25 protein-coding genes are annotated in these 26,503 nt (G+C 33.5%); 17 read left to right on the forward strand and 8 right to left on the reverse strand.

What is annotated here, in order from left to right; genetic code table 11:
* Positions 1–410: 410 nt before the first annotated feature.
* Positions 411–605 carry a bacteriocin-like protein gene (locus tag BUR17_RS21275; RefSeq protein ID WP_074227973.1) on the forward strand — a complete coding sequence of 65 codons (195 nt, stop codon included), beginning with the start codon at positions 411–413 and terminating at the stop codon, positions 603–605.
* 218 nt (positions 606–823) lie between these two features.
* On the opposite strand, the gene BUR17_RS00010 is transcribed toward BUR17_RS21275, so the two are convergent.
* Positions 824–3,307 (reverse strand): DUF5686 family protein, encoded by a 2,484-nt coding sequence (locus tag BUR17_RS00010; protein ID WP_074227974.1) that lies wholly within the window; start codon positions 3,305–3,307, stop codon positions 824–826.
* A gap of 408 nt (positions 3,308–3,715) precedes the next feature.
* Between BUR17_RS00010 and BUR17_RS00015 the strand changes: the two genes are divergently transcribed.
* From BUR17_RS00015 to BUR17_RS00035, 5 genes are all read left to right on the forward strand, one after another.
* Complete coding sequence (locus tag BUR17_RS00015; protein ID WP_074227975.1) at positions 3,716–4,546, forward strand: phosphoribosyltransferase; 831 nt, start codon at positions 3,716–3,718, stop codon at positions 4,544–4,546.
* 2 nt (positions 4,547–4,548) lie between these two features.
* Positions 4,549–4,887, forward strand: a complete 339-nt coding sequence (locus tag BUR17_RS00020) for a hypothetical protein (RefSeq protein WP_074227976.1) — start codon at positions 4,549–4,551, stop codon at positions 4,885–4,887.
* Positions 4,888–5,043: 156 nt separating this feature from the next.
* Entirely contained in the window at positions 5,044–6,075 is a 1,032-nt protein-coding gene (locus BUR17_RS00025) for a reverse transcriptase domain-containing protein (RefSeq protein ID WP_084550290.1), read from the forward strand.
* Positions 6,076–6,622: 547 nt separating this feature from the next.
* Positions 6,623–7,297 carry a hypothetical protein gene (locus BUR17_RS00030; RefSeq protein WP_074227977.1) on the forward strand — a complete coding sequence of 225 codons (675 nt, stop codon included), beginning with the start codon at positions 6,623–6,625 and terminating at the stop codon, positions 7,295–7,297.
* Positions 7,298–7,648: 351 nt separating this feature from the next.
* Entirely contained in the window at positions 7,649–7,942 is a 294-nt protein-coding gene (locus tag BUR17_RS00035) for a GIY-YIG nuclease family protein (protein ID WP_074227978.1), read from the forward strand.
* A gap of 411 nt (positions 7,943–8,353) precedes the next feature.
* On the opposite strand, the gene alaS is transcribed toward BUR17_RS00035, so the two are convergent.
* Positions 8,354–10,957, reverse strand: a complete 2,604-nt coding sequence (gene alaS, locus BUR17_RS00040; protein WP_074227979.1) for an alanine--tRNA ligase — start codon at positions 10,955–10,957, stop codon at positions 8,354–8,356.
* 670 nt (positions 10,958–11,627) lie between these two features.
* On the opposite strand from alaS, the gene BUR17_RS00045 reads away from it, so the two are divergent.
* The 4 genes from BUR17_RS00045 to msrB all read left to right on the forward strand — a co-directional run bounded on the left by BUR17_RS00045 (position 11,628) and on the right by msrB (position 14,099).
* The gene (locus tag BUR17_RS00045; protein ID WP_063969487.1) at positions 11,628–12,182 is read left to right on the forward strand and encodes a sigma-70 family RNA polymerase sigma factor; all 555 of its coding nucleotides are present in this window, start codon (positions 11,628–11,630) and stop codon (positions 12,180–12,182) included.
* A 10-nt stretch (positions 12,183–12,192) separates the two neighbouring features.
* Positions 12,193–12,465 (forward strand): hypothetical protein, encoded by a 273-nt coding sequence (locus BUR17_RS00050; protein WP_074227980.1) that lies wholly within the window; start codon positions 12,193–12,195, stop codon positions 12,463–12,465.
* 82 nt (positions 12,466–12,547) lie between these two features.
* Positions 12,548–13,000: a DUF417 family protein gene (locus tag BUR17_RS00055; RefSeq protein ID WP_066679991.1), complete on the forward strand. Its 453-nt coding sequence runs from the start codon at positions 12,548–12,550 to the stop codon at positions 12,998–13,000.
* Between the two features lie 10 nt (positions 13,001–13,010).
* Entirely contained in the window at positions 13,011–14,099 is a 1,089-nt protein-coding gene (gene msrB, locus BUR17_RS00060; protein WP_074230164.1) for a peptide-methionine (R)-S-oxide reductase MsrB, read from the forward strand.
* A 73-nt stretch (positions 14,100–14,172) separates the two neighbouring features.
* On the opposite strand, the gene BUR17_RS00065 is transcribed toward msrB, so the two are convergent.
* On the reverse strand, positions 14,173–14,529 hold the full coding sequence (locus BUR17_RS00065; RefSeq protein WP_074227981.1) for a hypothetical protein: 357 nt from the start codon (positions 14,527–14,529) through the stop codon (positions 14,173–14,175).
* 119 nt (positions 14,530–14,648) lie between these two features.
* Between BUR17_RS00065 and BUR17_RS00070 the strand changes: the two genes are divergently transcribed.
* From BUR17_RS00070 to BUR17_RS00080, 3 genes are all read left to right on the forward strand, one after another.
* The gene (locus BUR17_RS00070) at positions 14,649–14,903 is read left to right on the forward strand and encodes a DUF1294 domain-containing protein (protein ID WP_228418662.1); all 255 of its coding nucleotides are present in this window, start codon (positions 14,649–14,651) and stop codon (positions 14,901–14,903) included.
* Between the two features lie 88 nt (positions 14,904–14,991).
* Positions 14,992–15,540, forward strand: coding sequence for a type 1 glutamine amidotransferase domain-containing protein (locus BUR17_RS00075; protein ID WP_074227983.1), 549 nt, complete (start codon positions 14,992–14,994; stop codon positions 15,538–15,540).
* A gap of 279 nt (positions 15,541–15,819) precedes the next feature.
* Positions 15,820–16,197, forward strand: coding sequence for a hypothetical protein (locus tag BUR17_RS00080; RefSeq protein ID WP_074227984.1), 378 nt, complete (start codon positions 15,820–15,822; stop codon positions 16,195–16,197).
* A gap of 78 nt (positions 16,198–16,275) precedes the next feature.
* Here the strand turns inward: BUR17_RS00080 and BUR17_RS00085 are convergent, their stop codons facing one another.
* From BUR17_RS00085 to BUR17_RS00100, 4 genes are all read right to left on the reverse strand, one after another.
* Entirely contained in the window at positions 16,276–18,537 is a 2,262-nt protein-coding gene (locus tag BUR17_RS00085; protein WP_074227985.1) for a glycoside hydrolase family 3 C-terminal domain-containing protein, read from the reverse strand.
* 347 nt (positions 18,538–18,884) lie between these two features.
* Positions 18,885–19,694 carry a methionine ABC transporter substrate-binding lipoprotein MetQ gene (metQ, locus tag BUR17_RS00090; protein WP_074227986.1) on the reverse strand — a complete coding sequence of 270 codons (810 nt, stop codon included), beginning with the start codon at positions 19,692–19,694 and terminating at the stop codon, positions 18,885–18,887.
* 182 nt (positions 19,695–19,876) lie between these two features.
* Positions 19,877–20,533 (reverse strand): methionine ABC transporter permease MetI, encoded by a 657-nt coding sequence (gene metI, locus BUR17_RS00095; RefSeq protein WP_074227987.1) that lies wholly within the window; start codon positions 20,531–20,533, stop codon positions 19,877–19,879.
* Positions 20,526–21,554, reverse strand: coding sequence for a methionine ABC transporter ATP-binding protein (locus BUR17_RS00100; protein WP_074227988.1), 1,029 nt, complete (start codon positions 21,552–21,554; stop codon positions 20,526–20,528). The genes metI and BUR17_RS00100 overlap by 8 nt, the downstream gene beginning before the upstream one ends.
* 368 nt (positions 21,555–21,922) lie before the next feature.
* On the opposite strand from BUR17_RS00100, the gene BUR17_RS20920 reads away from it, so the two are divergent.
* The 4 genes from BUR17_RS20920 (at position 21,923) to BUR17_RS00115 (ending at position 24,493) form a co-directional block, all read left to right on the forward strand.
* On the forward strand, positions 21,923–22,165 hold the full coding sequence (locus BUR17_RS20920; RefSeq protein ID WP_228418553.1) for a metallophosphoesterase: 243 nt from the start codon (positions 21,923–21,925) through the stop codon (positions 22,163–22,165).
* A gap of 5 nt (positions 22,166–22,170) precedes the next feature.
* Positions 22,171–22,668 (forward strand): metallophosphoesterase, encoded by a 498-nt coding sequence (locus BUR17_RS00105; RefSeq protein WP_228418555.1) that lies wholly within the window; start codon positions 22,171–22,173, stop codon positions 22,666–22,668.
* Positions 22,669–22,759: 91 nt separating this feature from the next.
* Positions 22,760–23,818, forward strand: coding sequence for a saccharopine dehydrogenase family protein (locus BUR17_RS00110; protein WP_074227989.1), 1,059 nt, complete (start codon positions 22,760–22,762; stop codon positions 23,816–23,818).
* 102 nt (positions 23,819–23,920) lie between these two features.
* Positions 23,921–24,493 (forward strand): DUF2652 domain-containing protein, encoded by a 573-nt coding sequence (locus BUR17_RS00115; RefSeq protein ID WP_074227990.1) that lies wholly within the window; start codon positions 23,921–23,923, stop codon positions 24,491–24,493.
* A 102-nt stretch (positions 24,494–24,595) separates the two neighbouring features.
* Here the strand turns inward: BUR17_RS00115 and BUR17_RS00120 are convergent, their stop codons facing one another.
* The gene (locus tag BUR17_RS00120; RefSeq protein ID WP_074227991.1) at positions 24,596–26,248 is read right to left on the reverse strand and encodes a T9SS type A sorting domain-containing protein; all 1,653 of its coding nucleotides are present in this window, start codon (positions 26,246–26,248) and stop codon (positions 24,596–24,598) included.
* Between the last annotated feature and the right edge of the window lie 255 nt (positions 26,249–26,503).

The raw sequence follows: 26,503 nt of genomic DNA on the forward strand, positions 1-26,503 counted from the left end.
GATTGAGTGAGTATTCGTATGAAATAATTGCTAAAAATTCTGTTAATCATCAATCTTTATACGCTGAATTTTCTAGCCCGGATAGCAGCGATTACCCCGCAACATGAGATGGAGAGTTGGAGGAATTTAGAGATAGAAAAGCAACCGCGTGAGGAGTAATAGCGGATAGCCGGAATAAGCTTCTAAGAAAATATTTTAATAAGGTTATTATTGTTTAATTATATTTTAAGATTTGTGTTAAAGTTTTATTTTCAATTTTAAATGATAGTGATTATTTGTTTTTTGTACTTACTATCAATATTTTATAAATAAATTTTGAATTATATTTCATTATGTGTTGATAAATTGCTATTTTAGTAAAGCGTAATCCGAAAAGCATTAATAGAGTAGGAACCAATCAAAATTAAAATATGAAAAATCTAATCAAGATTTCAAGAGAAAATCTAAAATCACTTAACGGAGGTGGTGGACCGACATGTCCAGATGATCCGGCATTTGGAATGTGTTATCCTCCCGGTTGGCCAAATGGAATATGCATGAGCAGATATCAATGTTGTCTTAGACTTGGTATCGATGAACAAACTTGTAAAGAATTTCATACATAATCTGCAAACTATTTAGAAACTATTTTCACAGCTAGTTAGATAAATTTTTAATTTAACTGTCTTGTAAAATTTAAATATCATCTATAAACTTTATAACAGAGGATGTAGATGATATTTTTTGTTTTAAAAAACTTATTGTGAACAAAAAAACCGCCATCAACTTTAAAAGCAAATGACGGTTAGCTATTTTAAATCTCGTTTATAAAGAGTTTGTTTTATTAGTTTAAAACATTAAATCTCAATTTAATTCCAAAGTTATCTTTGAATTGCGAGGTTTGATAATGTCCTAATCTATAAGAGAAACCTACGCCAAAATTTCTTCCCAAAAATCTATTCCAGATCACGCCGACTTCCTGATAGTAGTGATCCAATACCTGAAAATCGAACTGGTGATCACCTCTGTTCTTAAGATCTCCAATTGCAGCCTGGTATTCCAGTTCGATGTTTGAATATCTCGAACCGAACGTTTTAAACCTGAAAGGTAAATATTGTGAAACTTTAAATGCGATAAATTTATTTGCAAAGAAAGTTCCTGAAGGCATTGTTGCAAAGGCTAAATTGTTTGGAGTGTTAATATTAGAATACCAATGATCAGGGTTTCTGTCGTTTTGACCTGCAATTTCAAAGTTTTTCCAGATCGGAGCTGTTCCTGATGAAATTCCTCCAAAAAGTTTCAGATTGGTGTAGCCTAATTTTGACCTGAACTGATGAATGATCAATGCATCTGCTCTGTAATAATCCAAATCTCCGCCCAATCCGTTAATACCTTTTTCAACATTCATATAAATTTGAGGAAAGCTTTTTTCATAGGTATATTTTCCACTTGGCGTCATGATATTTTTATCATTTGGTGAGAATTTCAGAGATAAGGTCGTGCTTACATTATCGAAACGGTTTCCTAAATTTTTGTATTGATAATCAAAAAGTGCTTCCTGTTTCTCTTTATTCACTGCGATTTTCATACTCAATGAGTTCGAAATGTCATACAAATATGATGCTCCCCATTTTTGATTTTTATAAAAATTGGCATTGTGCAGATCTAGATTCAGGTCATTGACTTTCATCATCATATCCCACATATTGTTGCTAAATCTTCCTGCTGCAAAGACGTCATCTACATAATCAATACGAAAAACAGAAGTTCTTTTATCAGACAACTTCATGTCTAGACCAAGACCATATTTCCAGGTGTGGTCTTTAAAACCATAACCGAAATATCCATCCGGAGAAAATGTTTTGTTAAATTTTTCATTCAGTTTTAATCCTGCTCCCAAACGAATACCTTGATATTTATCGTAGCTGAAAAGCTTAGTAATATCAAAGTCAATCATTTTATAACGCAGATTACCTCTCATTAATTGGGTTAAAAAACTCAGTTTTTTTTCAAAATCATGCTTCTGTACAAAACTGTCGATTTGAGTGTAAGTTGCACTTTCTCTTGCGGTTAAACTGTCGGTTCTGTACTTTTCAAGCAGACTTCCGTCAGAGTTTTTCATTTCCAGAGAATAGCCTTTAAATTCTGATGCTTTTTGAGCTTCGTTCAGTTGGAAATCAAAGAAACGGTTTTTTACATACAGATAATTTCCAAAAGTTTTCTGATGGTATTTTCGCTTGTCGCTGATGTATGCGCCTTTCTTTAAACTATCGGTCTTTACACTGTCTCTCTTTGCAATATTGAAGGTCTGGTCGCCCATTTTCAGTTTAATATCTTCATAATCCAAAAACCATTTTCCATCAATCGGTTTCCATACAGAGATAATGTCGCCTTCATTTCTTTTTTTGTTGGCACTTTCAAATTTTTTCAGTGCATACGTTTCAGAATCAATATAAATTTTACCATTAAATTTTCTCGGATTCTGCTTCTTTTTATCAATAATTTCTTTGAATTTGATAACATAAGTTTTTCTTCCGTCTATTTGTAAAGTATCCGACATATAAAAGTTGAAAAGCTTTCTGTTCTCAGGTCTTAACTGTCTTGGAGTTCTGTTTAAATTGGAAATATTGATCGCTAAAGCTTCATAAATTGGATTTTTAAAACCAGACATTCTGTTATCGATGATATTGGTTTTCTCACCAAATTTCTGCGAATATTTGTATTCTGTTGCCTTTTCCCAAAGAAACATCTGGCTTTCCTGTGAAGCGTTGATGAAGTCTTCATTAATTAACGAATCTTTCTTCTCGCTTTCTTTTTGCTTAAATTCTTTTTTATCAACTTTTGAAAGAGAATCTTTTCTCGAAGCCAGGAAATTTTTAAAAGTATCAATTGAATCTTTGTCTACATCAATCGAAAACTTTGAGTACGATTTAAAGTTATAAGTATCTAAAGATTTTGGCGAATTTTCTTTTTCCCTTTTATTGACTTCATCTAAAATTCTCAACGCTTTCGGATCACTTTTATCGGTGATGATAATTTTATCGATGTTACTTTGTTTTTCTGACAAGGGTTGCATACCAACATCCATCGACTTTTTTACATCGACCAAAGCATCTTCAAAATTGCTGGCAAGAATTTCTACTTTTTTACATTTTGTTTTAAAAGATAAAACGCCTTCGTAATTGGTTTTTCCCAAAAGATTGTCGTCACAGTAAACGGCTGCATTTTCAATCGGGTTTTTGTTGGTTTTATTGAAAACTTTCAATTGAGTTTGCCCAAAAATAAGTACCGTACAAAGTAAAAGTAGAGTAGATAAAAGTTTTGTCATTGAGTTTTTATTAATGAGACAAAACTATTGATAAGAAAGTTACAAAACCATAAGAGAAAATATAATCTTTTGTTAAAAATAAAATAAGCTGTATTTCAATTTGATACGTTTTGTTTTTATATTAATCAATTCCCAACTAGATGATAAATTGTATTTTATTTAAGAGTTTTTAAGGCTTTTATTATTAAATAATATTTCTACTGTTGACAACTTCCGTCAGTTCGGGTAGAAATTATTTGCAGAATAATTTTGTATCGAGAACATGGGGATTTTTTTTCATTTAGGTTTGAAATAAAATTGTTTATTTAGGAATAATTATTTATTTTTAGCTCAATGTTTTAGCAATTCGAATTTTCGCTAGCTTCACTCTTTAATATAAACTACTCATAATATTATTTAAATAGCTAAATGACACCTAAACAATTATTAGAACTAGATAAAATAATTACAAAAAAAGAATGGGTTGATAATCCATTACATACAAGTGTTAACAATAAATTGTTTAAACTCTTGAACAGATTAGATAATGATGAAGTAACATTAATTCTTGAATTACTGCAAAAATTTACATGGATATCCAATAGTCAGTATGATAAAAAAATATTAGACGTTTTTAGGAAAATAGACTCAAATATTATTAAATCGTGCAAGAAACTTTATTTTTTTCCAATTGTAAAACCTAGAGATTCAAAAAAATTAAAAAGTGGGCTATCTATAATATATCCAATTGTAGGAATTTTAAATTACATCGAAGAATTTGATCATGTCAACACAGGAAATATTATCAGTAATTTTCAACAACTAAAAAGAATTACTCTTAAAGAAGATGAATACCTAATATTAGTTGATGATTTTATAGGGTCGGGAAAAACTTTTGAAGATTGTTATAATCAAATACAGCAATATTCAATTCCAAATGAAAAAATCATTATTTGCACTTTAGCTATACAAGAAGACGGTTTAGAATTAATACAAAAATATGGATTTTCTGTTTATTATTCCCACATTGAGAAAAAAGGCATTAGTAATAACTATGTAGGAGATGAAATTATTACAAGAATCAGTAAAATGACATTAATTGAAAAGAAATTAAAATATAATCCGAGCTACAGCTTAGGATTTGAAAAGTCAGAAGGGCTAATTTCAATGATAAAAACACCCAATAATACATTTCCCGTATTTTGGCATGAATATGTAGAAGGCGAGGAAGTAATGAAAGCACCATTTCCAAGATATTAGATATGAATGACAAGCATCTTTATTTAGCATTGCTAAAAATTAAAAATAATACTAATATAAATGAGTTAGTTCATGAAGGATTAGAGTTATTTGAAATAACAAATCTACTTAAGCAAATTATAGAGCTTAATTATCTTATTGAGACAGAATCTGAGCTGATTTTATCTGAAACTGGTTACAAGAGTTTTACTATTCTCGATACTCAATATAAAAAAACGAATAAATCAGAATGGATTAGACCTGATGATAAAAATATTATAAAAAAAATAAGAAAAAATGATATCTTTGTACCCAGTAGTAAGGAATTAACTTTTCGATTAAAAAAAATAATAAGAAAATAGTATGGTAACATACTAGGATTAGTGAAGTCACTAATCTGAAAAAGAACTAGTTTTCAAGCTTATCAAGTTTTCAAAAGATCTCCGTTGACCTCCGACCTTTTGAAAACTTTATTCCAATTTGAGCGAGCTCTGCTCGCTCAATTAAAGATCTTAAACATGGATTTTACTACTTATCAAAAAAGATTTACAGAAAAAGCAACTAGACAAAAAATGTCTGATTCTGATATTGCAGATTGTTTAGAATACGCAAACGTATTATTTAAAAACAATGTTGTTACAGTTTATAATACATCACATTTGTCTAAGCTTGTAGGTATAAGAAAAGCATATATTAAAAGAGCTTCAATTTACACAAAGTCATATTATAGGTCATTTGAAATTGCTAAGAGAAATGGCAATCCAAGAACAATTTCTGAACCTCTACCTAATTTGAAGGTTATTCAAGATTTTATATTGGAAGAAATTCTTAACAAAGTTACTGTAAGTGCATTTGCAAAAGCTTACAAGAAAAATTCTTCTATTAAAGAAAATGTACGGTATCATGTAGACCAAAAAATTGTATTATCTCTTGATATTCAAGATTTCTTTTCTTCAGTATCTATTGAAATGGTAGAAAAAGTTTTTTTAGATTTAGGATATTCAGAACTTTTATCTGATCTATTTAGTAAATTATGTACTCTAAACAAATGCCTACCTCAAGGAGCGTCTACAAGCCCATATATATCAAATATTATTTTAAAAGGTTTTGACAAGAAGATAGCAGATTACTGTCTTGATCAGAATATTAGATATACTAGATATGCTGACGATATTACATTGTCTGGTGATTTTGATACAGGGACAGCTATAACTCTGATTGAAGATGAGCTTTTGAAATTAAATCTTTCGATTAACAGAAATAAAACGAAAGTTATGACAAGAAATATGAGACAGGTTGTCACTGGAATTGTTGTAAATGAAAAAATTCAAGTTTCCGGAAAAGAAAGAAATAAGTTAAGACAAAATATTTTCTATCTGAAAAAATTTGGTTTGCTCGATTACATTGAGCACGAAAAAATAAAATTTAATAATTACTTATATCATTTGTATGGAAAACTTTCCTACATTGTTTATATTAATCCAAAAGACCAAGAGTTTATTGATTATAAAATTTATGTAAAAGATCTAATAAAAAAGCATTATTACTAAAGTTTTTATTGTAGCTCTACCAAAATTATATATTCCGTATAAAATTTAAAAACCTCAATCCCATACTAATCAAAAATATTTTTATATTTGTTTTAAGAACAACAAAAAACAAATGATGATATTTAAAAATAATCCCGCATTTCATGCGCAGTCTTCCGGCACCATCGGATCCCACAAAAACCAACATTGTAACCAACAACTTCCTGAACTCAAAAACCGATAAAGTACTACGTTTGATCGCTCAAGAAGTTTGAAGACCTCTTCAACCGTTTAGAAATAGCATTCAATCATTTGGTTGAATCAATCAATCCCTTCGAAATGTTGTTCAAGTGTTTCGTTTAGACACTCAACTGTTTCGAACAAGCAAACAAGTAATTCGAAGAACCATTCAAGTAGTTCGAAGTGTCAATCAACCAGTTCGAAGAGGCAATCAAGTACAATTTGTTATTTATGAATGCTTTGTAGACTTTTTCTGAAAGTTGATGAATGAACACAAAAGATAAATTAGATTTCAAATCCTTATTTAAAACACAAAAACAAATCTATTATGAAAAAAGAACAGGTAACCCGTAGCTTCAGAATTGCAGATTCTGTACTGAAACAAAAAGCTGATGAATTGATCGCTTTGATCGACAGAGACCTCACCGAATTTACAGACCGTGGCTACAACCCCACAAAAAAGACCGAATTGACCACTGCCCGAAACATGATAGACAGTTTTCCAAGCGATGAACAGCTGGAAGCCATCAAAATATATCTCACCGAACAAAAAGACGCCGCCAGAAAAGCACTGGAAAAATCTATGCGCAGTATTTTCAATGCTGCAGAAAATGTTTTCGGACAGCACAGTGCCAAATACAAGGAATTCGGAAATGCATTGATCAGTCAACAAAGTGATGCCAAGATCATGAGCCTCACCGCAGAGAAATACCTTCCCGAACTTTCAGATGAAGGTCTTACGGTAGACAAGATCAATACACTGACTACACAACGTGATGCTTTAGACATCGCTATCGACTCACAAGCTCAAGGTATTTCAGACCGTGATGTTGTCACCGAAGGTAGAGTGGAAGCGCTCAATAAACTCTACCAACTGCTCACAAAATATGCAGGCATCGGTCAGGATATTTTCTACGAAACCAATGAAGCCAAGTACAACGACTACATCATCCACGACACCCCAAGTGGACTTCCGGAAGTCCCACCTGTAGATCCTATATAAAAAATGTATTCCGTCACTTCCCTCGTCAGTTCGAGTGTTTTTCGTAGCGCAGCGCAGAAAAAAGTATCGAGAACCCGTGAACCGAAGCACAAAATATGTTTTCCATTCAAAAACTTCTCGATACACTTCGCTTTGCTACGTTACTCGAAGTGACGATTTACAGACATTAAACGAAAGTTGAGTTTCGTCAGTTCGAGTGTTTTTCGTAGCGCAGCGCAGAAAAAAGTATCGAGAACCCGTGAACCAAAGCACAAATTTTGTCTTCCCATCAAAAACTTCTCGATACGATTTTTTGCAAAAATCTACTCGAAGTGACGCTCGTTGAATCAAATCTTATTAATATAATTCATCATGCAAACATCATTCGTCTACATATTACTTTGTTCTGACAATACCTACTACACTGGAGTAACCGAAAATGTGTACAAACGTTTTGATGAACATCAAGACGGTAAATATTTTGGTTCTTACACGTTCTCAAGACGACCGTTACAATTAGTATATTTTTGTCAGTTTATGGATATCGAACAAGCAATTGCATTTGAGAAAAAGATTAAGAAATGGTCACAGGCGAAAAAATTAGCATTGATTGAAGGAAGATATGAAGACCTGCCTAATCTTGCGAAAAAGAAGTTTGGGAGATAATTTATTTATCTTATCAATTTGCCCACGTCAACCGCTCCATCAGTTCGAGTGTTTTTTGTAGCATAGCGTAGAAAAAAGTATCAAGAACCTATGAACCGAAGACAACACATAAATCAAAAACTTCTCGATACACTTCGCTTTGCTACGTTACTCGAAGTGACGTTTTACAGACATTAAACGAAAATCGAGTTTCGTCAGTTCGAGTGTTTTTCTGCAGCGTAGCGTAGAAAAATGTATCGAGAACCCGTGAACTGAAGCACAAATACTGTATTCTAATCAAAAACTTCTTTGCTGAGTTACTCGAAGTGACGAAGTACGATTGGCGTTGTAAAACATAAAAAATCCCTTTCAAAAACTGAAAGGGATTGTTATTGTATAGAAACCGCAAAAACGGTAATATTTATTAATAATTTAAATATTCAAAGCTTTCTGATAAGCATTTTCCAGACCATCAAGATTTTTTCCTCCGGCTGTAGCGAAACCTGGGTTTCCACCACCACCACCTTGGATTTCTTTAGCTAACTCTTTAATAAGTGCTCCAGCCTGATAAATTCCTGCTAAGTCATCAGAAACACCAACGGTAATCATTGGTTTTCCGTCTGCGTCGGACAAAATAATCGTTATAGAAGTTGGTATCTCTTTCTTTAACTGGAAGACGATATCTTTTACAGAACCTGCGTCCAGAGAAGTTTTCTTCACTAAAAGTAATTTATCGCCTTTTTGCTCATAAGCACCTTTCCAGTCACCGATCTCGCCTTTTGCTTTTTCTTTCTTGAAAGCTTCTACTTCAGACTTCAACGATGCATTTTCTTCGATTAATTTCTCGATAGAACGTACAACATCTTTAGATTTCAGCAATTGAGAAAGCTCGGTAATTTGCTTTTCTAAACCTTTGAAATATTCCTCAGACTTATCTCCAGAAATCGCTTCAATTCTTCTGATTCCTGCTGCTGCAGAACTTTCGGAATTAATTTTGAAATGACCGATCTCGCTGGTGCTTTTCACGTGAGTTCCACCGCAAAGTTCTTTTGAACTTCCAAACTGGATCATTCTCACACTGTCTCCATATTTTTCACCAAATAAAGCCATTGCACCTTTGTCAATTGCTTCCTGAATCGGGATATTTCTGAATTCCTGAAGAGCGATATTTTCTTTGATTTTTGTATTGACTTTTTCTTCAATTAAAGCCAATTCCTCGTCTGTCATTTTATTGAAATGCGAGAAGTCGAAACGCAAATAATCCGGACCAACGTAAGAACCTTTTTGCTCAACGTGAGTTCCCAAAACGTCTCTCAAAGCTTCGTGCAACAAGTGCGTTGCAGAGTGGTTTGCCTGAGAATTTTTTCTTTCGTTGGCATTCACTTTAGCATAGAAAACAGCACCTGCATCTTTTGGAAGTCCGTTGATTAAAGAAATAATCAATCCGTTTTCTTTTTTAGTTTCAAGAACTTCAAAACTTTCAGTTGCATTTTCAAGAACACCTTTATCACCGATTTGTCCACCTCCTTCAGGATAGAAAGGGGAGTTGCTTAGGACAACCTGATAAAATTCACCGTCTTTATTTTCTACTTTTCTGTATCTTGTAATGTAGGTTTCAGCTTCAATTTGGTCGTAACCAACGAAGTTTTCTTCTCTTTCTTCCAAAGTTACCCAGTCGTAAACTTTCTGAGCAGAATCTGCTTTTGAACGTTGTTTTTGTTCGCTTAACGCCAATTCAAAACCTTTTTCATCAATCGTTAACCCTTTTTCTTCAGCGATAATTCTCGTTAAATCATCCGGGAAACCATAAGTATCATATAATTCGAAAACTTCTTGAGTTGGTAACACTTTTTTACCTTCCGAAATCGTTTGCTGAATCAATTTTTCAACTCTGATTAATCCTGTTTCAATGGTTCTTAAGAAAGATTCTTCCTCACTTTTAATTACTTCAGAAACCAATTTTCCTTGCTTCTCCAGCTCAGGGAAGAATGCTCCCATTTGTTCCTGAAGAACAGCAACCAATTTGTAAAGGAAAGCTTCTTTCATATCCAGAAATCTGTAAGAATAAGAAATTCCTCTTCTCAAAATTCTTCTGATAACATAACCAGCTCCTCCATTTGAAGGCAATTGTCCATCTGCAATCGCAAACGAAACCGCTCTGATGTGGTCTACCACAACACGAATGGCAATATCTTTTTCGTCTTCTAAAATCCCTGTATATTTTTTACCTGAAAGTTCTTCAACTTTAGCGATCAAAGGCGTGAAAACATCGGTATCATAATTGGAAGATTTCCCTTGTAGCGCCATACAAAGACGCTCGAAGCCCATTCCCGTATCAACGTGTTGAGCAGGTAATTTTTCCAAAGAACCATCTGCTTTTCTGTTGAATTCCATAAAAACGAGATTCCAGACTTCCACCACTTGAGGATGGTCGTTGTTCACCAATTCAAGACCGGAAACTTTAGCTTTTTCTTCAGGAGTTCTTAGGTCAATATGAATTTCAGAACAAGGTCCGCAAGGTCCGCTTGCGCCCATTTCCCAGAAATTATCTTTTTTGTTTCCGTTGATAATTCGGTCTTCAGAAATCACTGCTTTCCAATAATCATAAGCATCGTGGTCTCTGTCGAGATTCTCAGACGCATCTCCTTCAAAAATCGTTACGTACAGATTCTCTTTCGGAATTCCGTAAACTTCAGTCAGCAATTCCCAGGCAAAAGCAATAGCATCTTTTTTGAAATAATCACCAAAAGACCAGTTCCCCAACATTTCAAACATGGTGTGGTGATAAGTATCTCTACCAACATCATCCAAATCATTATGCTTCCCGGAAACTCTCAAACATTTTTGTGTGTCGGCAATTCTTGGTGCAGTCGGCGTTTTATAGCCTAAGAAAAAATCTTTGAACTGCGTCATTCCGGAGTTGGAAAACATTAAAGTAGGGTCATCTTTCAGCACAATCGGTGCAGAAGGAACGATAAGGTGGTCTTTGCTTTTAAAATAATCTAAAAATTTCTGACGAATCTCTTGTGATGTCATAATTATATATTGCTTTGCTTTTTTACAAATTTTTGATAAGATGCAAATTTAATGTTTTTAAAGCAATAGAAAAATATAGTTTTGTGTTTTAATCTATTTGTAAAATATTATTTGAGTTTGTTATTTCGACAAAGGAGAAATCTATTATTCTCAATCTTGTAAACTTCCATCATCCAGCTTCTGACTTCCTTTCTTTTTAGTAGCTATTTCCCGCTTTCCGCACTCGCTATTTTGTTTGCTTCTTCGGCGGCTTTGCCGCCGAAGAAGCAAACAAAATGAGCTCAGACAAATGCTCCAATCGGGGCTAGGTTTGCAGGCATTTTTAAAAGAGTAACAACTTGAAAAGGATTTATAAATATCAATAGGAACGGGCTTTAGCCCGTTTAAAAAGAATAATCAAATTGGCTTTAGCCAAAACTTATTATCAATTTCGGCTAAAGCCAATTTGCTGGCATTTTTCGTCATCGGGCTAAAGCCCGATGCTATTGAAAAATACACAATATTCTAATTTTTAAATAGCTAGAATTCATAACAATCAAATTTAGGCTTCCAAATTTTAAAAAAAAACATTTAATTAAAACTAATACGTTTATATATTCAACCAAAAACTTTGCAGTTCTGCGTTTAACTTATTACCTTCGTTAGTATCTGAAAAGGTACAATCAAAAAAATGACGAAAAACGAAGCTTTAAAAAACTGGATAGAACAGTATTCTGAATCTTTGCTGAGAAGAGCAATTTTTCTGCTTTCAGATACCATTGAGGCAGAAGACATTGTTCAGGAAGTTTTCATTGCTGCTTTTTCATCGTACGATTCTTTTGAAGGAAAAAGCACACCTAAAACTTGGCTCAACACGATTCTCAACAATAAAGTCGCTGATTTTTACCGTAAAAAATACAAATCCGAACCACAGATTAAACTCGACCATTTTTTTGACGAAACCGGCTCCTGGAAAAATGACACAGTTTTAAATGATTGGAATGTTTCTAACCCGGAAGCTGAACTTCTGGACAATCAGGATTTTAATAAAAGTTTAGAAGATTGCATCGAAGATTTGCCTTCCCGATGGAAGATTCCGATGAAACTTTATTATCTCGAAGAAAAAAAAGCACCCGAAGTGAGTCAGGAATTGGATATCTCTACGACTAACCTTTGGAAGATTTTACAACGAACCAGAATGCAGTTGAGAGAATGTCTGGAAATTAACTGGTTTTCAAAATCATAAGGAATAAAAAATGTTTAGAAAAATAATACATATTTTCTTTTTACCATGCAGTACAGCAACTTTACTGATGGAAAAACGCAATGCAAAGAATATTTCACCAAAAGAAAACTGGCAGCTTTCGATGCACGTAATGATTTGCAAATGGTGCAAAGCGTATGAAGAAAAACTGAAAATTTTAGATTCTATTTTAAAAAAGAAATGGTTCGGGGAAGAAAAAACCAATTTGAATGATACAGATATTCAGGGATTTAAAGATAAAATATTTAGAAAGTTAGATTTTTAAGAAAAAAAACTGTCAGGATTTTACAATCGTTGCGACTATAGTTTTGAAAATAATAAATATTAATTCAAAAAATCTAAGAACAATGCAACAGACATCACAACACAAAGGTTTACCAACGTACAAAATCGGTTATTATATTTCGCTTTTTGGAGCAGCAATTATTTTACTTTGGATTGGAGCTTTCAAATTTACTCCGACAGAAGCAGCAGCAATAAAACCTTTGGTAGAAAACCATTTTCTCACGTTTTTCGTATATGATATTATGAGCGCCCAAGCGGTTTCTAATATAATCGGAGTGATAGAAATTATCATTGCCTTGTTATTAATCTTTAGCGTGAAATTTGCATCTCTTAAAAAGTTTGCAGGTATCGGAATGGTGGTTACTTTTTTAGTGACACTGAGTTATCTCTTTACAACACCGAATGTTTGGCATATTGTTGACGGCGTTCCTGTTACAGACTTTTTTATTCTTAAAGATTTGATGCTTTTAGGATTTGGTTTAATGCTTTTAAATGGAAAAAATGAACACACATAATAAAACAAAAATGAAAAATATATTCACATTTCTCGGAATGGTTCTGGGAATTGGGGTCTTTGCGACAAGTTGCGGAGACGCAAAACAACAATCTTCATCAATTAAAAAAGAGAATGAGACCACTATGAATGCTAAAAATGTAAAAGAAGTTTATTTTGCAGGCGGTTGCTTTTGGGGAACTGAGCATTTTTTTCAACAAATCAGAGGAGTTGTAGGAACTGAAGTTGGATATGCCAACGGAAATAAGAAAAATCCTACTTATGAGGAAGTTATAAGTCATACTACAGGTTTTGCCGAAACCGTGAAAGTAAAATACGACCCGGAACAGGTTGACCTTAAACTTCTGATTGATCTTTATTTTAAAACGATAGATCCTACGAGTTTAAACAAGCAAGGAAATGATAGAGGTGACCAATACAGAACAGGAATTTACTCTACCGACAAAGAAACAGAAGCGATTATTAAAGAAGAAGTTCAGAAATTAGCGAAAAATTACAGCAAACCTGTTTTGGTAGAAACAATTCCGTTGAAAAACTTCTACAGTGCAGAAACGTATCATCAGGATTATCTGGATAAAAATCCGGGAGGTTATTGTCATATCGAACCGGGATTATTTGAAATGGCAAGAAATGCAAATCCTCTTCCAAAAGCTAAATATCAAAAAAAGGATAAGGATGTTCTAAAGAAAAAATTAACGGCAGAACAATATGCAGTTACGCAGGAAAATGCTACAGAAAGACCTCACACCAATGAATACGACAAAGAATTTCGTGAAGGAATTTATGTAGATATTACAACGGGAGAACCGTTATTTATCTCAACCGATAAATTTGAATCAGGTTGTGGATGGCCAAGTTTCTCGAAACCTATTTCTAAAAATGTTATCGACGAAAAAACAGATAATTCAATCGGAATGACGAGAACAGAGGTAAGAAGTAAAACAGGAGATGCGCATTTGGGACACGTTTTTGATGATGGACCTAAAGATAAAGGTGGTTTGAGATATTGTATCAATTCTGCATCATTGAAGTTTATTCCTAAAGCAGAAATGAAAGCAAAAGGATACGGAGAATATATTTCTCTTCTTAATAAAAAGTAAAAAATATTTCAGGAATAGTAATGATGGTCGGGAGAAATTCCGATCATTTTTTATGTTATTTATTTTAAATCGATTAGTTCAAAAACTCAGAAGTATTGATTCTTACACAATATTCACTCCCAAGATACAAAGGATCACCGTGTTTCTCTGACCAGAAACCATCCAACACATTCTCATTAATACAGCGGTAAACAGCAACTCCTTTGTAAAGACGAGAATCTTCACCTTGGTAATTAAAATTGATAACTAAAATATCATTTTTAAAAAATCCAGTTCCGTTCTGTTCGTGGTCGCCAATCAACCACTGTGCAATAATGCGGTTATTTTCATCTAGAGATAATGTTAATATACCGTGATAACTGATATTTTCACTCGCCTCCTGATTGCTTCCCTGAACAGAATAGTTGCCCACTAAATCCTCTATTGTCATTGATTTACTTTTAAGGACAACAAATGTAAAAACTTTTTATCTTGTTAAGATCAGAAGGTAAACTGTTTGATATTTATTTTTGTTTTAGATTTGCCGTTATGTTGTATGTATTTTTGATAATGAATCTCATCGCTTTCACCATTTTCGGATTAGATAAATGGAAGGCAACCCAACACAAAAGAAGGATCTCAGAGTTTTCTTTGCTGATTCTCACGTTTTTTGGAGGAACGGTTGGCGCTATTTTATCCATGATGATCTTCAGACATAAAGTGTCAAAAAAAAGTTTTCTGTGGAAATTTGGAATTATTATTTTAATACAGATCTTTTTGGTATTATTTTTTAAATTTAAAGTATTGAATATTAAAATGGGTTGATACTTTAACATTTTTTAAATACCACATCACCCTTTCACGGCATTATATTTTCTTAGTTGTTAGCATATAACACCAAAAATAAAATATTATGTCAAAGAAAATTGCAATCTTAGCAACCCACGGATTTGAAGAAAGTGAAGTAAGATCTCCAAAAGAACATTTAGAACAACAGGGTTGGACGGCTCATATCGTCAGTCCAAAATCAGGAACTATCAAAGCTTGGGCAGAAAAAGACTGGGGAAAGGAATATAATGTTGATAAGACCTTAGATGAAGTTTCCGCCTCAGAATATGATGCATTGGTACTTCCGGGCGGAGTTATCAATCCGGATCAATTAAGAACAAACGAAAAAGCTTTGTCTTTCGTTCAGGATTTTTTCAAACAACATAAACCAGTTGCTGCAATTTGTCACGGTCCACAAATTCTGATCAACGCAGGTGCTGTTGAAGGGAGAAATTTAACGTCTGTCAATTCGATCAGTATCGACCTGAAAAATGCAGGAGCAGTTTGGGAAGACAGTGAAGTTGTTGTAGACAATGGTCTGGTTACAAGCCGTACTCCGGAAGATCTTCCGGCTTTTAATGCTAAAATGGTTGAGGAGATCAATGAAGGGAAGCATGAAGATCAGAATCTTTAATTAATTTGTCCATTTGACTTGAAGGATTAGCTAAAATTTAAATTATTATTAGAAGCTTTTTCCCGCTTTCCACTATATCTTTTGTTCCGCTTTGCTGCACAAAAGGATGTCGTTGCAATCGGGGCTAAAATTTTCGTTGTTCCTTCAATGTTTTAGAATTAAATCAACTTTGTCATCTTGTAGACATCTTGGTTCAAATATTCTTTACTTTAAAAATATATCTTTGAAAATATTATTTTTTCGATATATATTTATGGCTATTTATTTAAAAAAATAATCATGAAAAAACTAACATTCAAACTAATCGTTGGAGCCGGATTAGTTCTAGGAACGGCTACCTTATTTGGACAAAAATCTTTAAACAAACTTACACCAGCTGAAAAAAAACAGGATGCCAGTGTTGAAGGCACTTGGAAACTCTATAAAGCAGATGGAAATGTTATGAAGGAAAACGTAACAAAAATATTTGCAGCTAACGGTGTAATTATTACAAAATATCCAAAAAGAACAACAAATACGAAGTGGAAAATTGAAAATGGAAAGCTTTGTACAAATGATTATGATCGTGATGAGTTTCAATGCAGCGACTATAAAGTCACAAAAACTACTTTAACGTATACTGTTTTGAATTCAGAAATAATTTACACTCGTAAATAATACATTTTAATAGATAACTTTAAAAAATAAAATGCCCGAAAAAATTCGGGCATTTGTTTTAGAAATATGTAAGTAAGATTACTTCAAAGTAAATTTCACCTTAGTTTTAATTGCATCAGAAGAATTTCCGATTTGCGCTTCAAAATCTCCAGGTTCTGCAACCCAGTCGTGTTTCTGAGCGTCAAAATAACTTAAAGCAGTTTTATCAATTGTAAAGGTTACTTCTTTCTGTTCACCAGGATTTAAAAATACTTTTTCAAAACCTTTCAGTTCTTTTGCAGGACGTTCAACTGATGATTTTACATCGGTAATGTATAACTGAGCGACTTCTGCACCAGCTTTTTTACCTGTATTTTTTACAGTTACTGTAAAGGTAATTTTATCATCCTGATTCATGCTTGTTTTATCGGCTTTTGCTTTTCCAAACTCGAAAGTGGTGTAGCTTAAACCATGACCAAAGCTGAATAAAGGCTTGATTTTTTTGGTGTCGTGCCAACGATAACCCACGAATATTCCTTCGTTGTATGTAATGTTGATCGGATTTTTCTGATCTTTACCTTTTCCTGCAGCCAACTCTTCTTTGTTTCCAGGATATTCACCCATTGTGTGAGCCGAATTATCTTCCAGTTTTACAGGGAATGTAAACGGTAATTTTCCTGAAGGATTGGCATCACCTGCCAAAATAGAAGCGATAGAATTTCCTGCTTCAGAACCCAAATACCAACCCTGAACTACAGAAGGCACGTCTTTAATCCAAGGCATTGCTACTGCATTTCCTGTAATCAAAACAACGGTAAAGTTCTTGTTAGCTTTTGCTAAAGCCGAGATCACATTATCTTGATTGTATGGAAGTCCATAACTTTTTCTGTCGTTTCCTTCGCTATCCTGGAAATCAGCTTTGTTTAATCCACCTACGAAAATAACGTAATCAGATTTTTTTGCCAATTCAACAGCTTCTTTTAGTAATTCTTCCGGAGAACGGGTGTCTTTCAAATCCTGACCAGATTTTACACCGTTGTATTCGCCACCGATATCTCCTACATAACCCCTTGCATATTGTACATCTGAATTTTTACCGAATTTAGCTTTAATTCCGTCTAAAGGTAACGTTTCATATTTTACTTTTAATGAAGAAGAACCTCCACCTACAGTCATTACTTTGATCGCATTCTCACCAATTACCGCAATTTTCTTTGCCTTATTGATGTCGATTGGAAGTACGTTGTTTTGGTTTTTCAACAGAACAATTCCTTCTTCACCGATTTCTTTTGCTACGGCTTTATGCTCTTCAGAAGCGATGTTTCCAAAAGGCTTTTTGGTATTCATCGTAGTTTTATAAGCTAAACGTAAAAGTCTTGTCACTTTATCGTCTAGCTCTGCAGTTCCTACTTTTCCTGATTTAATAAGGTCTAAATATGGTTTTGCTAAATAATAATTGTCGTATGCATTTCTTGTTCCTGCAGAAAGACCGTTTGTCCAGCTTCCGAATTCTACATCCAACCCGTTATGAATGGCTTGTTCGGTATTGTTTACTGCACCCCAATCTGAAACCACAACCCCTTTATATTTCCATTCTCCTTTAAGAATATCATTTAAAAGATATTGGTTTTGGCTTGCATACTGATTTTTGTACATATCGTAAGCGCCCATAATCGTCCAGGAATCTCCTTCAGTTACTGCTGCTTTGAAAGGCGGAAGGTAAATTTCATACAAAGTTCTGTCATCAACAATAACGTTGCTTGTATGACGGAACATTTCCTGATTGTTTAATGCGAAATGTTTTACAGAAGTTGCCACTCCGTTAGATTGTACTCCCTGAATATAAGGAACTACCATTTTAGAAGTTAAGTATGGATCTTCACCCATATATTCAAAGTTTCTTCCGTTGAGAGGTGTTCTGTAAATATTTACTCCAGGTCCCAAAAGAATGTCTTTTTTTCTGTATCTTGCCTCTTCACCCAATGCTTTACCATAGTTCCAAGACATTTTCTTGTTCCATGTTGCTGATAAAGCGGTTAAAGCAGGGTAGGCGATAATGGAGTCATTCGTCCATCCAGCCTGATCCCATTCGTCCCACATTACTTCGGGGCGAACTCCGTGTGGACCGTCGGTTGTCCAAAATTCAGGAATTCCCAATCTTGGAACACCGGGAGAACTGAATTTTGATTGTGCGTGAAGCATTGCTATTTTTTCTTCCAGAGTCATTCTGGAAAGTGCGTCCTTAATTCGCTGTTCAACAGGTTTAGATTCGTCTAAATAAACAGGAGTCGTATTGTTTTGAGCCATTGCAGAGGCAGATATTAACGTAAACAAACTTAGAAGTACAGTTTTCTTCAACATAAAAAACTTTTTATTGATTGTTTACAAAAATAGGTAAAATATTTATTATCTCAAATTGAGAAAATGTGTTTTTTGAGAAATGATTAATTTTTAAGTTTAGCCGTGAGAAAATTGATAGCAATATTCTGAATAATTTTGTCTTTTCTCGTAGATCATAGGAATTTAGTGGATAGAAAAAATACCGCTCCTGAGGCAAAGGTTTTCCGAAGCGGCATCGCATATAATAATAGAATTTTTTTTAAAGAGTTGATAAAATGATTGTTTCAACTACCCCGTCTTTTTGCTGGCGCAAAAATCCACCCCTTCAAGGAAGGGGAATTTAACCATCAACTAAACTAATTGCTCCATTAATTCCAGCCTTTCACAGCGCCTCCTTTGAAGATTTCTTTGGCTTTATCTTCAACTTCTTTTAACTGATAAGCTTTCAGGAAATTCTTCACTTTATCTGTATTTTTATTGTCTTCTCTTGAAACGACAACATTCATGTAAGGAGAATCTTTATCTTCTTTGAAAATCCCATTTTTATCAGCATCCAATCCGGCTTGAGCAGCAAAATTATTGTTGATGATGGCAATTACCACTTCTTTATCATCCAAAACTCGCGGCAATTGTGGGGCTTCAATTTCAAGAATTTTCAGTTGTTTTGGGTTTTCTGCAATATCGGTAACTTTGGGTAGTAAGCCAATTCCGTCTTTTAATTTTAATAATCCGTTTTTTTGTAAAAGTAGGAGAGAACGACCACCGTTGGTTGGATCATTTGGAATTACAATTGTGCTTCCGTTTTGAAGTTCACTAATATTTTTTATTTTTTTTGAATAGGCTACAATCGGATAAACAAAAGTCTTTCCAATCACTGCTAATTTATAACCACGTTGTTTTGACTGTTCATTTAGATAAGGAATATGCTGAAAAGCATTCGCATCAATATCTCCATTATTCAAAGCTTCGTTAGGAATAACGTAATCGTTGAAAGAAACGAGTTCTACTTCTAGATTATATTTTTCTTTAGCTACTTTTTTAGCGGTTTCGGCAATCTGCTGTTCAGGGCCGGAAGTGATTCCTACTTTGATGAAGTTTGGGTCATCTTTTTTTGGAGAATTACACGCTCCGAATAACAATAAACCTGCTGCTAATCCTAAAATTTTTATATTTTTCATTGTAAATTATTTTTTATTTTTAAAAGGTTGGGTGCTGGATGATGGAAGCTGGATGTTCATTTAGTAATATTGAATGGTGAGAAGTTATAAATTAGATATCTCCCTATTGTTGAAACCTTATAAATCTGTTCTCGTTGATGCAAACTCTAAAGCGCTAAAACTCTCAAACCCTCCCACTCAACTCACCTATGGTCAAATCTTTTCGCCAATCGATCACCTGAAAACTGAATGATAAATACCAAAGCGACTAACAAACCAAGAACAAGATTCATAATCAACGCATCGTAACCGATATATCCGTACTGATAACCAATTTGTCCCAATCCACCAGCTCCGACAGCTCCACCCATTGCAGAATATCCTACAAGAGTTATTAAAGTAATCGTTGCATTATTAATCAGTGATGGCAAAGCTTCCGGCAACAAAACTTTTTTAATAATTTGAAACGGAGTTGCTCCTAAAGCTCTCGCTGTTTCAATCAATCCATTCGGAATTTCCAAAAGACTGTTTTCAACCAATCTTGCAATAAATGGTGCCGCTCCAATGCTTAAAGGAACGAGCGCAGCGTTCATTCCGATAGAAGTTCCTACCAAAGATCTTGTGAAAGGGATCATCCAGACAATCAAAATAATGAAAGGAATCGACCTGAAAATATTTACTAAAATTGACAGAATTCTGTTATAAATTGTGTTTTCTAAAAGCTGTGCTTTTCGGGTTACAAAAAGAAGAACTCCAACAGGAAGACCCAAAACAAAACCGAAAAAACCTGAAACAAATGTCATGTAAACTGTCTCCCAAATTCCTTTTGACAGAAGCGAAATTACCGTGTCACTAAGCATAACCTTTTACTGTATTTTGAATGTTATTCTGATTAAAATAATAGATTGCTTTCTGGTTTTCATCAGTTTCTCCCTGCAGCTGCAAAAGAAGTTTTCCGAAATTGGAATTTCCCAAATATTCTACATCAGCTTTCAGAAGTTTGTACGGAATTTTATATTGATCGTAGATTACAGAAAGCAGTTTTTCTACGCTGATACTTTCGTTCAGTTCGATTTCAACTAACGGAAACAAACCTTCTTGTGGTTCTTTCTGTAGTTTTTTGTTAAGTTCTTGCGGTATAGTCATAACACCTGAGTTTAAAAATTGTTTGATGATAGGATTTTCTTTGTTGGAGATAATTTCACTCAAAGTTCCTTTTGATATTAATTGTCCTTTATCGATGACAGCAACGTGATTGCAAACGGTTTTAATAACATCCATTTCGTGGGTGATCAATAAAATAGTTATTCCTAGGCGATTGTTAATGTCTCTCAATAATTCTAAAATAGATTGCGTTGTTGTCGGATCGAGCGCGCTTGTCGCTTCATCACAAAGCAGTAGATAAGGATCATTGGCTAAAGCTCTTGCAATCGCAACCCTTTGTTTTTGCCCGCCTGAAAGACTTTTGGGGTAATCATGAGCTTTATCTTCAAGACCTACGATTTTTAAAAGTTCATTCACTTTTTCTCTGATTTCATCTTTACTTAAATTGTCCAATTCTAGCGGAAGTGCAATGTTTTCAAAGACAGTTCGTGATGAAAGAAGATTAAAATGCTGAAAGATCATTCCAATTTTTTTTCTTTCATGGGCTAATTGTTTGGAATTTAATTTTGTAAAATCTTTCCCATTAATAATAATTTGTCCTTCATCAGGTCTTTCCAATAAATTAACGGTTCGGATCAAAGTGCTTTTTCCGGCTCCCGAAAAACCAATAATTCCGACAATATCACCCTTTTCAATAGTTAGATTGATATTATGTAAAGCTTTAAAAGCTTGTTTTTTCTGATGAAATGTTTTTGAAATATTCTTTATTTCTATCATTTTTCTCTAATTTTTAATAAAAAAAGGCTCTACAACGTGGTAAAGCCTTTAAAAATATGTTATAATAAAAGTAAGGTCAGCCACTAAAATTCCCACACAAAGGCATACAGCAATACATCATCATATAATTGATGTTTATCTTCGACATAAAAGTGCAGGTGAATTTTGATTTCATTTCCATTTCCTAACTTGAATACGGTTGCAAATATAAAACATATATTTTTATTAGTCCACTAAAACAATAGACTTTTTGAATGTTAATTTTAAATATGTATTTAAGTAATTGTAAATCAGTATTTTATTTTTATTTCTTGATTTGATTAAATTGAAAATATTTTAATTCTTAGAATAATCTTATTTTAGCCCTCATGAAAATTCAAATCATCAGCGATTTGCATCAGGAATTCGGATTGTCTGATTTATCTTTTGATAACGCAGATGTTGTCGTATTGGCGGGAGACATTAATTTAGGAACACAAGGAATTGAGTGGATTAAAACTAAAATTCCCGATAAACCGGTGGTTTATGTCTTAGGAAACCATGAATATTACAAAGGTTCTTATCCGAAAACTTTAAACAAAATAAAAGAAGCCTCAAAAACTCCAATGTAAAGGTATTGGAAGATTCTTTTGTGGATATTGAAAATATAAGATTTCACGGTGCTACTTTATGGACAGATTTTTCAATTTTTGGTGATCCGAGATATTACGGAATGACTTGTCAATCTGTGATGAATGATTATAAGAAAATCACTCGTGATCCTTTCTATTCAAAAATGCGAAGTATTGATACTTTTAAGATTCATCAGTTTTCAAAACAATGGCTCAAAGAAAGTTTGGAAAATTCAAAAGGAATGAAAAACATTGTGGTTACCCATCACGCTCCAAGTTTGCAATCGGTTCCTGAGCACTTTAAAAAAGATCCGGTTACTGCGGCGTATGCTTCCAATCTTGAAGATTTCATTTCCGAACATCAACCTCTTTATTGGATTCACGGTCATATTCACACGCCTACGAGATATAAAATAGGAGAGACCGAAATTATCTGTAATCCGCACGGTTACATTACCGAAAAATATAACGGTTACGATAAAGAATTGATTATTGAAATTTGATTTAAACTTTTCCTTAATTTCATAACATCTCACCTTAATTCTGTAACAGAATTTTTCATCAATGAAGGATATTTGTAAAATATTCAAAATTATGAAAGGGAAAATATTAATTGTTGGCGGTTACGGTGCAGTGGGAAGTTCTATTGCAGAGCGTTTAATGAAAATGTATCCGCATCAGGTTATTATTGCGGGGAGAAGTTTTTCGAAAGCTCACGCAAAAGCAGAGCAGTTTCAAAATAAAGTAATTCCACAGCAGTTAGATGTGAATAATTCTAAGGATCTTTCTATTTTAAATGACGTAGAATTGGTTATTATGTGTCTTGATCAGCAGAATACGGATTTTGTGGAACATTGTATTTTCAAAGGAATTTCATACATCGATATTTCGGCTGATTACCAGAATTTACAGAAAATTGAAAAGCTGCATTGTTTAGCAGAGCAAAATAATACAACAGTAGTTTTAAGTGTAGGCCTAGCTCCCGGAATTACCAATCTCTTAGCGCAATATGTTGTTTCTCAAATGAAAAATGTAGAATCTGTTGATATATTTGTTCTTTTAGGTTTAGGTGAAAAACATGGCGATCATGCCTATCAATGGACGTTTGACAATGTAGATTCAAATTATACACTGAAAATACATGATGAGGAAAAAAACGTAAAAAGTTTTACAGAGCCTTTGAAAACCAATCTTTTAGGAAACAGAAATTTTTATCTTTTTAATTTTTCAGATCAGCATGTTTTGCTTAATGCTTTGGATGTTCCGAAAGTGCAGACGAGAATGGCTTTTGATGTGGAATGGTTTACAGAACTTACTGCATTTCTCAGAAAATTACGGATTACCAAACTTTTCAGAAATAAAAAAGTTCAGGATTTTGCGATTCAAAGTTTTAAAAATTTTCCGATGGGAACAGATGTTTTCGGAGTAAAAGTTATAGGTAAAAACAAAAATGGAAACTCAAAAGTGGTAAGCGTTACAGGAAATAATGAAGGTAGAATTACAGCATCCGTTGCTGCAGAAATTGCAATTTTAATTCTTAATGAAAATCTTCCAAAAGGTGTTTTTCACAGTCATCAATTGGTAAAAGATATTCCGACTTTTTTAAATAAGCTTAAAAACTACGATTATGGTTTCCAAATAAATATTCAATAAAATGTTTTTTGAAAGAAGATTATATTAAAAAAACTCAGTTTTTGTAAAGTAAAACGGTGGTTTTTTCGTCTAACCAAATAAGGGTTTTCAAACCAAAAAATTATGGAGAATACAAACATCAACAGCGGAATTATTTTGATTCCCGATTTCAGTGGATTTACTGAATTTGTGTTCAATACAAAACTTTATACCGGCGAATATATTGTAAAACAACTACTTTCTATTTTGATTGATGTAAACAATCAGTATTTTAATATTTCGGAAATTGAGGGCGATGCGATTTTATTTTATCGTTACGACAATCAACCTTCGTACAAAAAGATTTCCGGAATGCTGAGAAATATGAGAAAGGCTTTCAATATGAAAATTCAGGAATTAAGCGAAATGTTGAATACAACCATTGAATTATCATTAAAATTCATTGTTCACTACGGAAAATTTTCACAGTACAATATCGGAAGTTTCAAAAAACTCTATGGGAAACCTATTGTAGAAGCGCATCAAATGCTGAAAAATGGTTTTGCTGAACAGCCTTCTTATGCTTTGTATAGTCATTCTTTTCTGGAAAAAAGCAAAAGATCAGTTACCATCGGCGAAATGGAATTATTTGAGTTCGGTGGAATTGAGTATTTTGAGAATAGGATAATTGAAACAGGTAATTTTAAATCTAATTAATTTACTATGAGTTTTTTTATGTTTTTTCAATAAATTTTTTAGCATATAACATTAAAAAAACCGTTTCGCGATAACGAAACGGTTTAATATTTTAGATTGTAATTATTTTTTGATTACTTTGAATGGTTTGATGCTGCCATCATTCATTTTAAGATTAACGATGTATAAACCGGTTTTCAAATCTGAAAGGTTTATTTCTCTAGCAGGTACAAGAGATTTAACTTCTCTTCCTGAAATATCGTTTATGGAAATAGATTTGACTCCTTTAATATCAGAGATATTAAGAATACCTGAGAACGGATTCGGGTACACAGATAGATTTCCCGTTTTGTCAATATCAGAGACGGCTAAAGATTGCTGGGCATTTACTGTTAAGATGTGATCTTCTGATTGTCCATTTATTACATTACTACAAGCTGAACTTAATGTTGCTAATTGAGTAGTATTGTTGGTAGTTGGGAAATAATTGGTTTTTATTCTCATTCTCAAATTACCTACGACAGCATTAGAAGGAACTGTAAAAGTTGCTGGTATAAGTGGGAAGTTGTTTGCAGTTGTACCAGTACCAGTTAAAGGAGTCGTAGTATTAAAAGCTTCATTGGTATCATCAAAATCTCCGTCATTATTCCAATCGATAAAAAATGTGAGACCCATTCTGTTGGTGCCTGCAAAAACCTTTACATCCATAGTTACATTGTCGGCTTGAGTAACAGTAAAGTTTGTAGCATCCTGTAAGAAATATTCTTGTGGCAGTGTTGTAGGACCTGGGGTTGTACCTGAGACTTTTTCCAAGGTTCCAATTTTTACTGAGGTAACTGGAAATTTATTAGCACTTGCATCTGCAGAAACACTACAATAGTCAAACTTATAAGTAACCGTATTGGAAACAGCATTCTGTCCTGAACTTGCGCACATTGTTTTTAATCTGTAAAGTATAGAACTTCCGAAATTTCCTGTTGGAGTAATACTTGAAGAAGGTGTGGTTGCAGAAGAAACATCACTCCATGAAGTTCCATTATCTATAGAACTCTGCCATTGATAGGTAATACCTCCACCTGCAGAAACTGCTAAAGCAGAAGTTGTAATTGGTGTTCCAGATTTTCCTATATATGAAGATAAACTAACAGTACCTGTATTGGGTGTTCCTGAGCAAGAGGTAGGAGCAACTCCCGTAATCTTAACATCATCAATACTCAAGCCTGGTTGTGTAGCAGTGGTTGTGTTAGCATAGAAAAGCCATCCGATGTAAATCACAGCATTTTCGGCTCCTGCCGGTAAAGCTAAATCTGTAATAGTCTGGGTTGTGGTCTGTCCTTGTAATTTGGTGCTTACAGGTATCCAATTGATCTTATCTATAGAGTATACTAATTGTCCGTAGTCCTGATCTGTTTCTCCTCCACATCGCCATTTGTAAGATAATTTAAGGTTAGAGTACGAAGTGGTGTCTACCATACGATAAATTAAGGCTGCAAATCCTGTATTAGTTGCAGAAACATTTTGATATGAACAGTTAACAGCAGTAGCTGAGGTGACGCCTGTGACCTGCATTGTTCTTACACTTATTAAATTAGAAGTACATCCACTTTGAACGTAAAAAGCATTATAAGGATAAACAGATAAAGTTCCAATGTTGGTTCCTGTCCAACTTCCTGTGGAGCCTGTAGTAACGGTGTCAAAATTGTCTTCTAAAAGTATTGTTTGCGCAGAAATGCCAATTCCAAATACTAAAAGGCATGATAGTAAAAAATTTCTCATAATTATTTTAAATTTATGTTTCATCTAATATATGAATTATTTTTAATGAATTAATATATTTTAACTAAAAATTATTAATTAAAAGTATTTTGTGTTGAATTTATTTTAAAATAATTGTTTATAAATATGTATTTTCAACAATATGTTGTTTATGTTTTAAATTTTGATAATAATAATTATTAAATATTCTTTTTATTTTTTTAATTAAAAAGAATGGATTATTATCAGGTTAAAAAAGGTGTCTTCAATAAGTTT

The sequence above is a fragment of the Chryseobacterium scophthalmum genome, from assembly GCF_900143185.1.
Classification (GTDB): domain Bacteria; phylum Bacteroidota; class Bacteroidia; order Flavobacteriales; family Weeksellaceae; genus Chryseobacterium; species Chryseobacterium scophthalmum.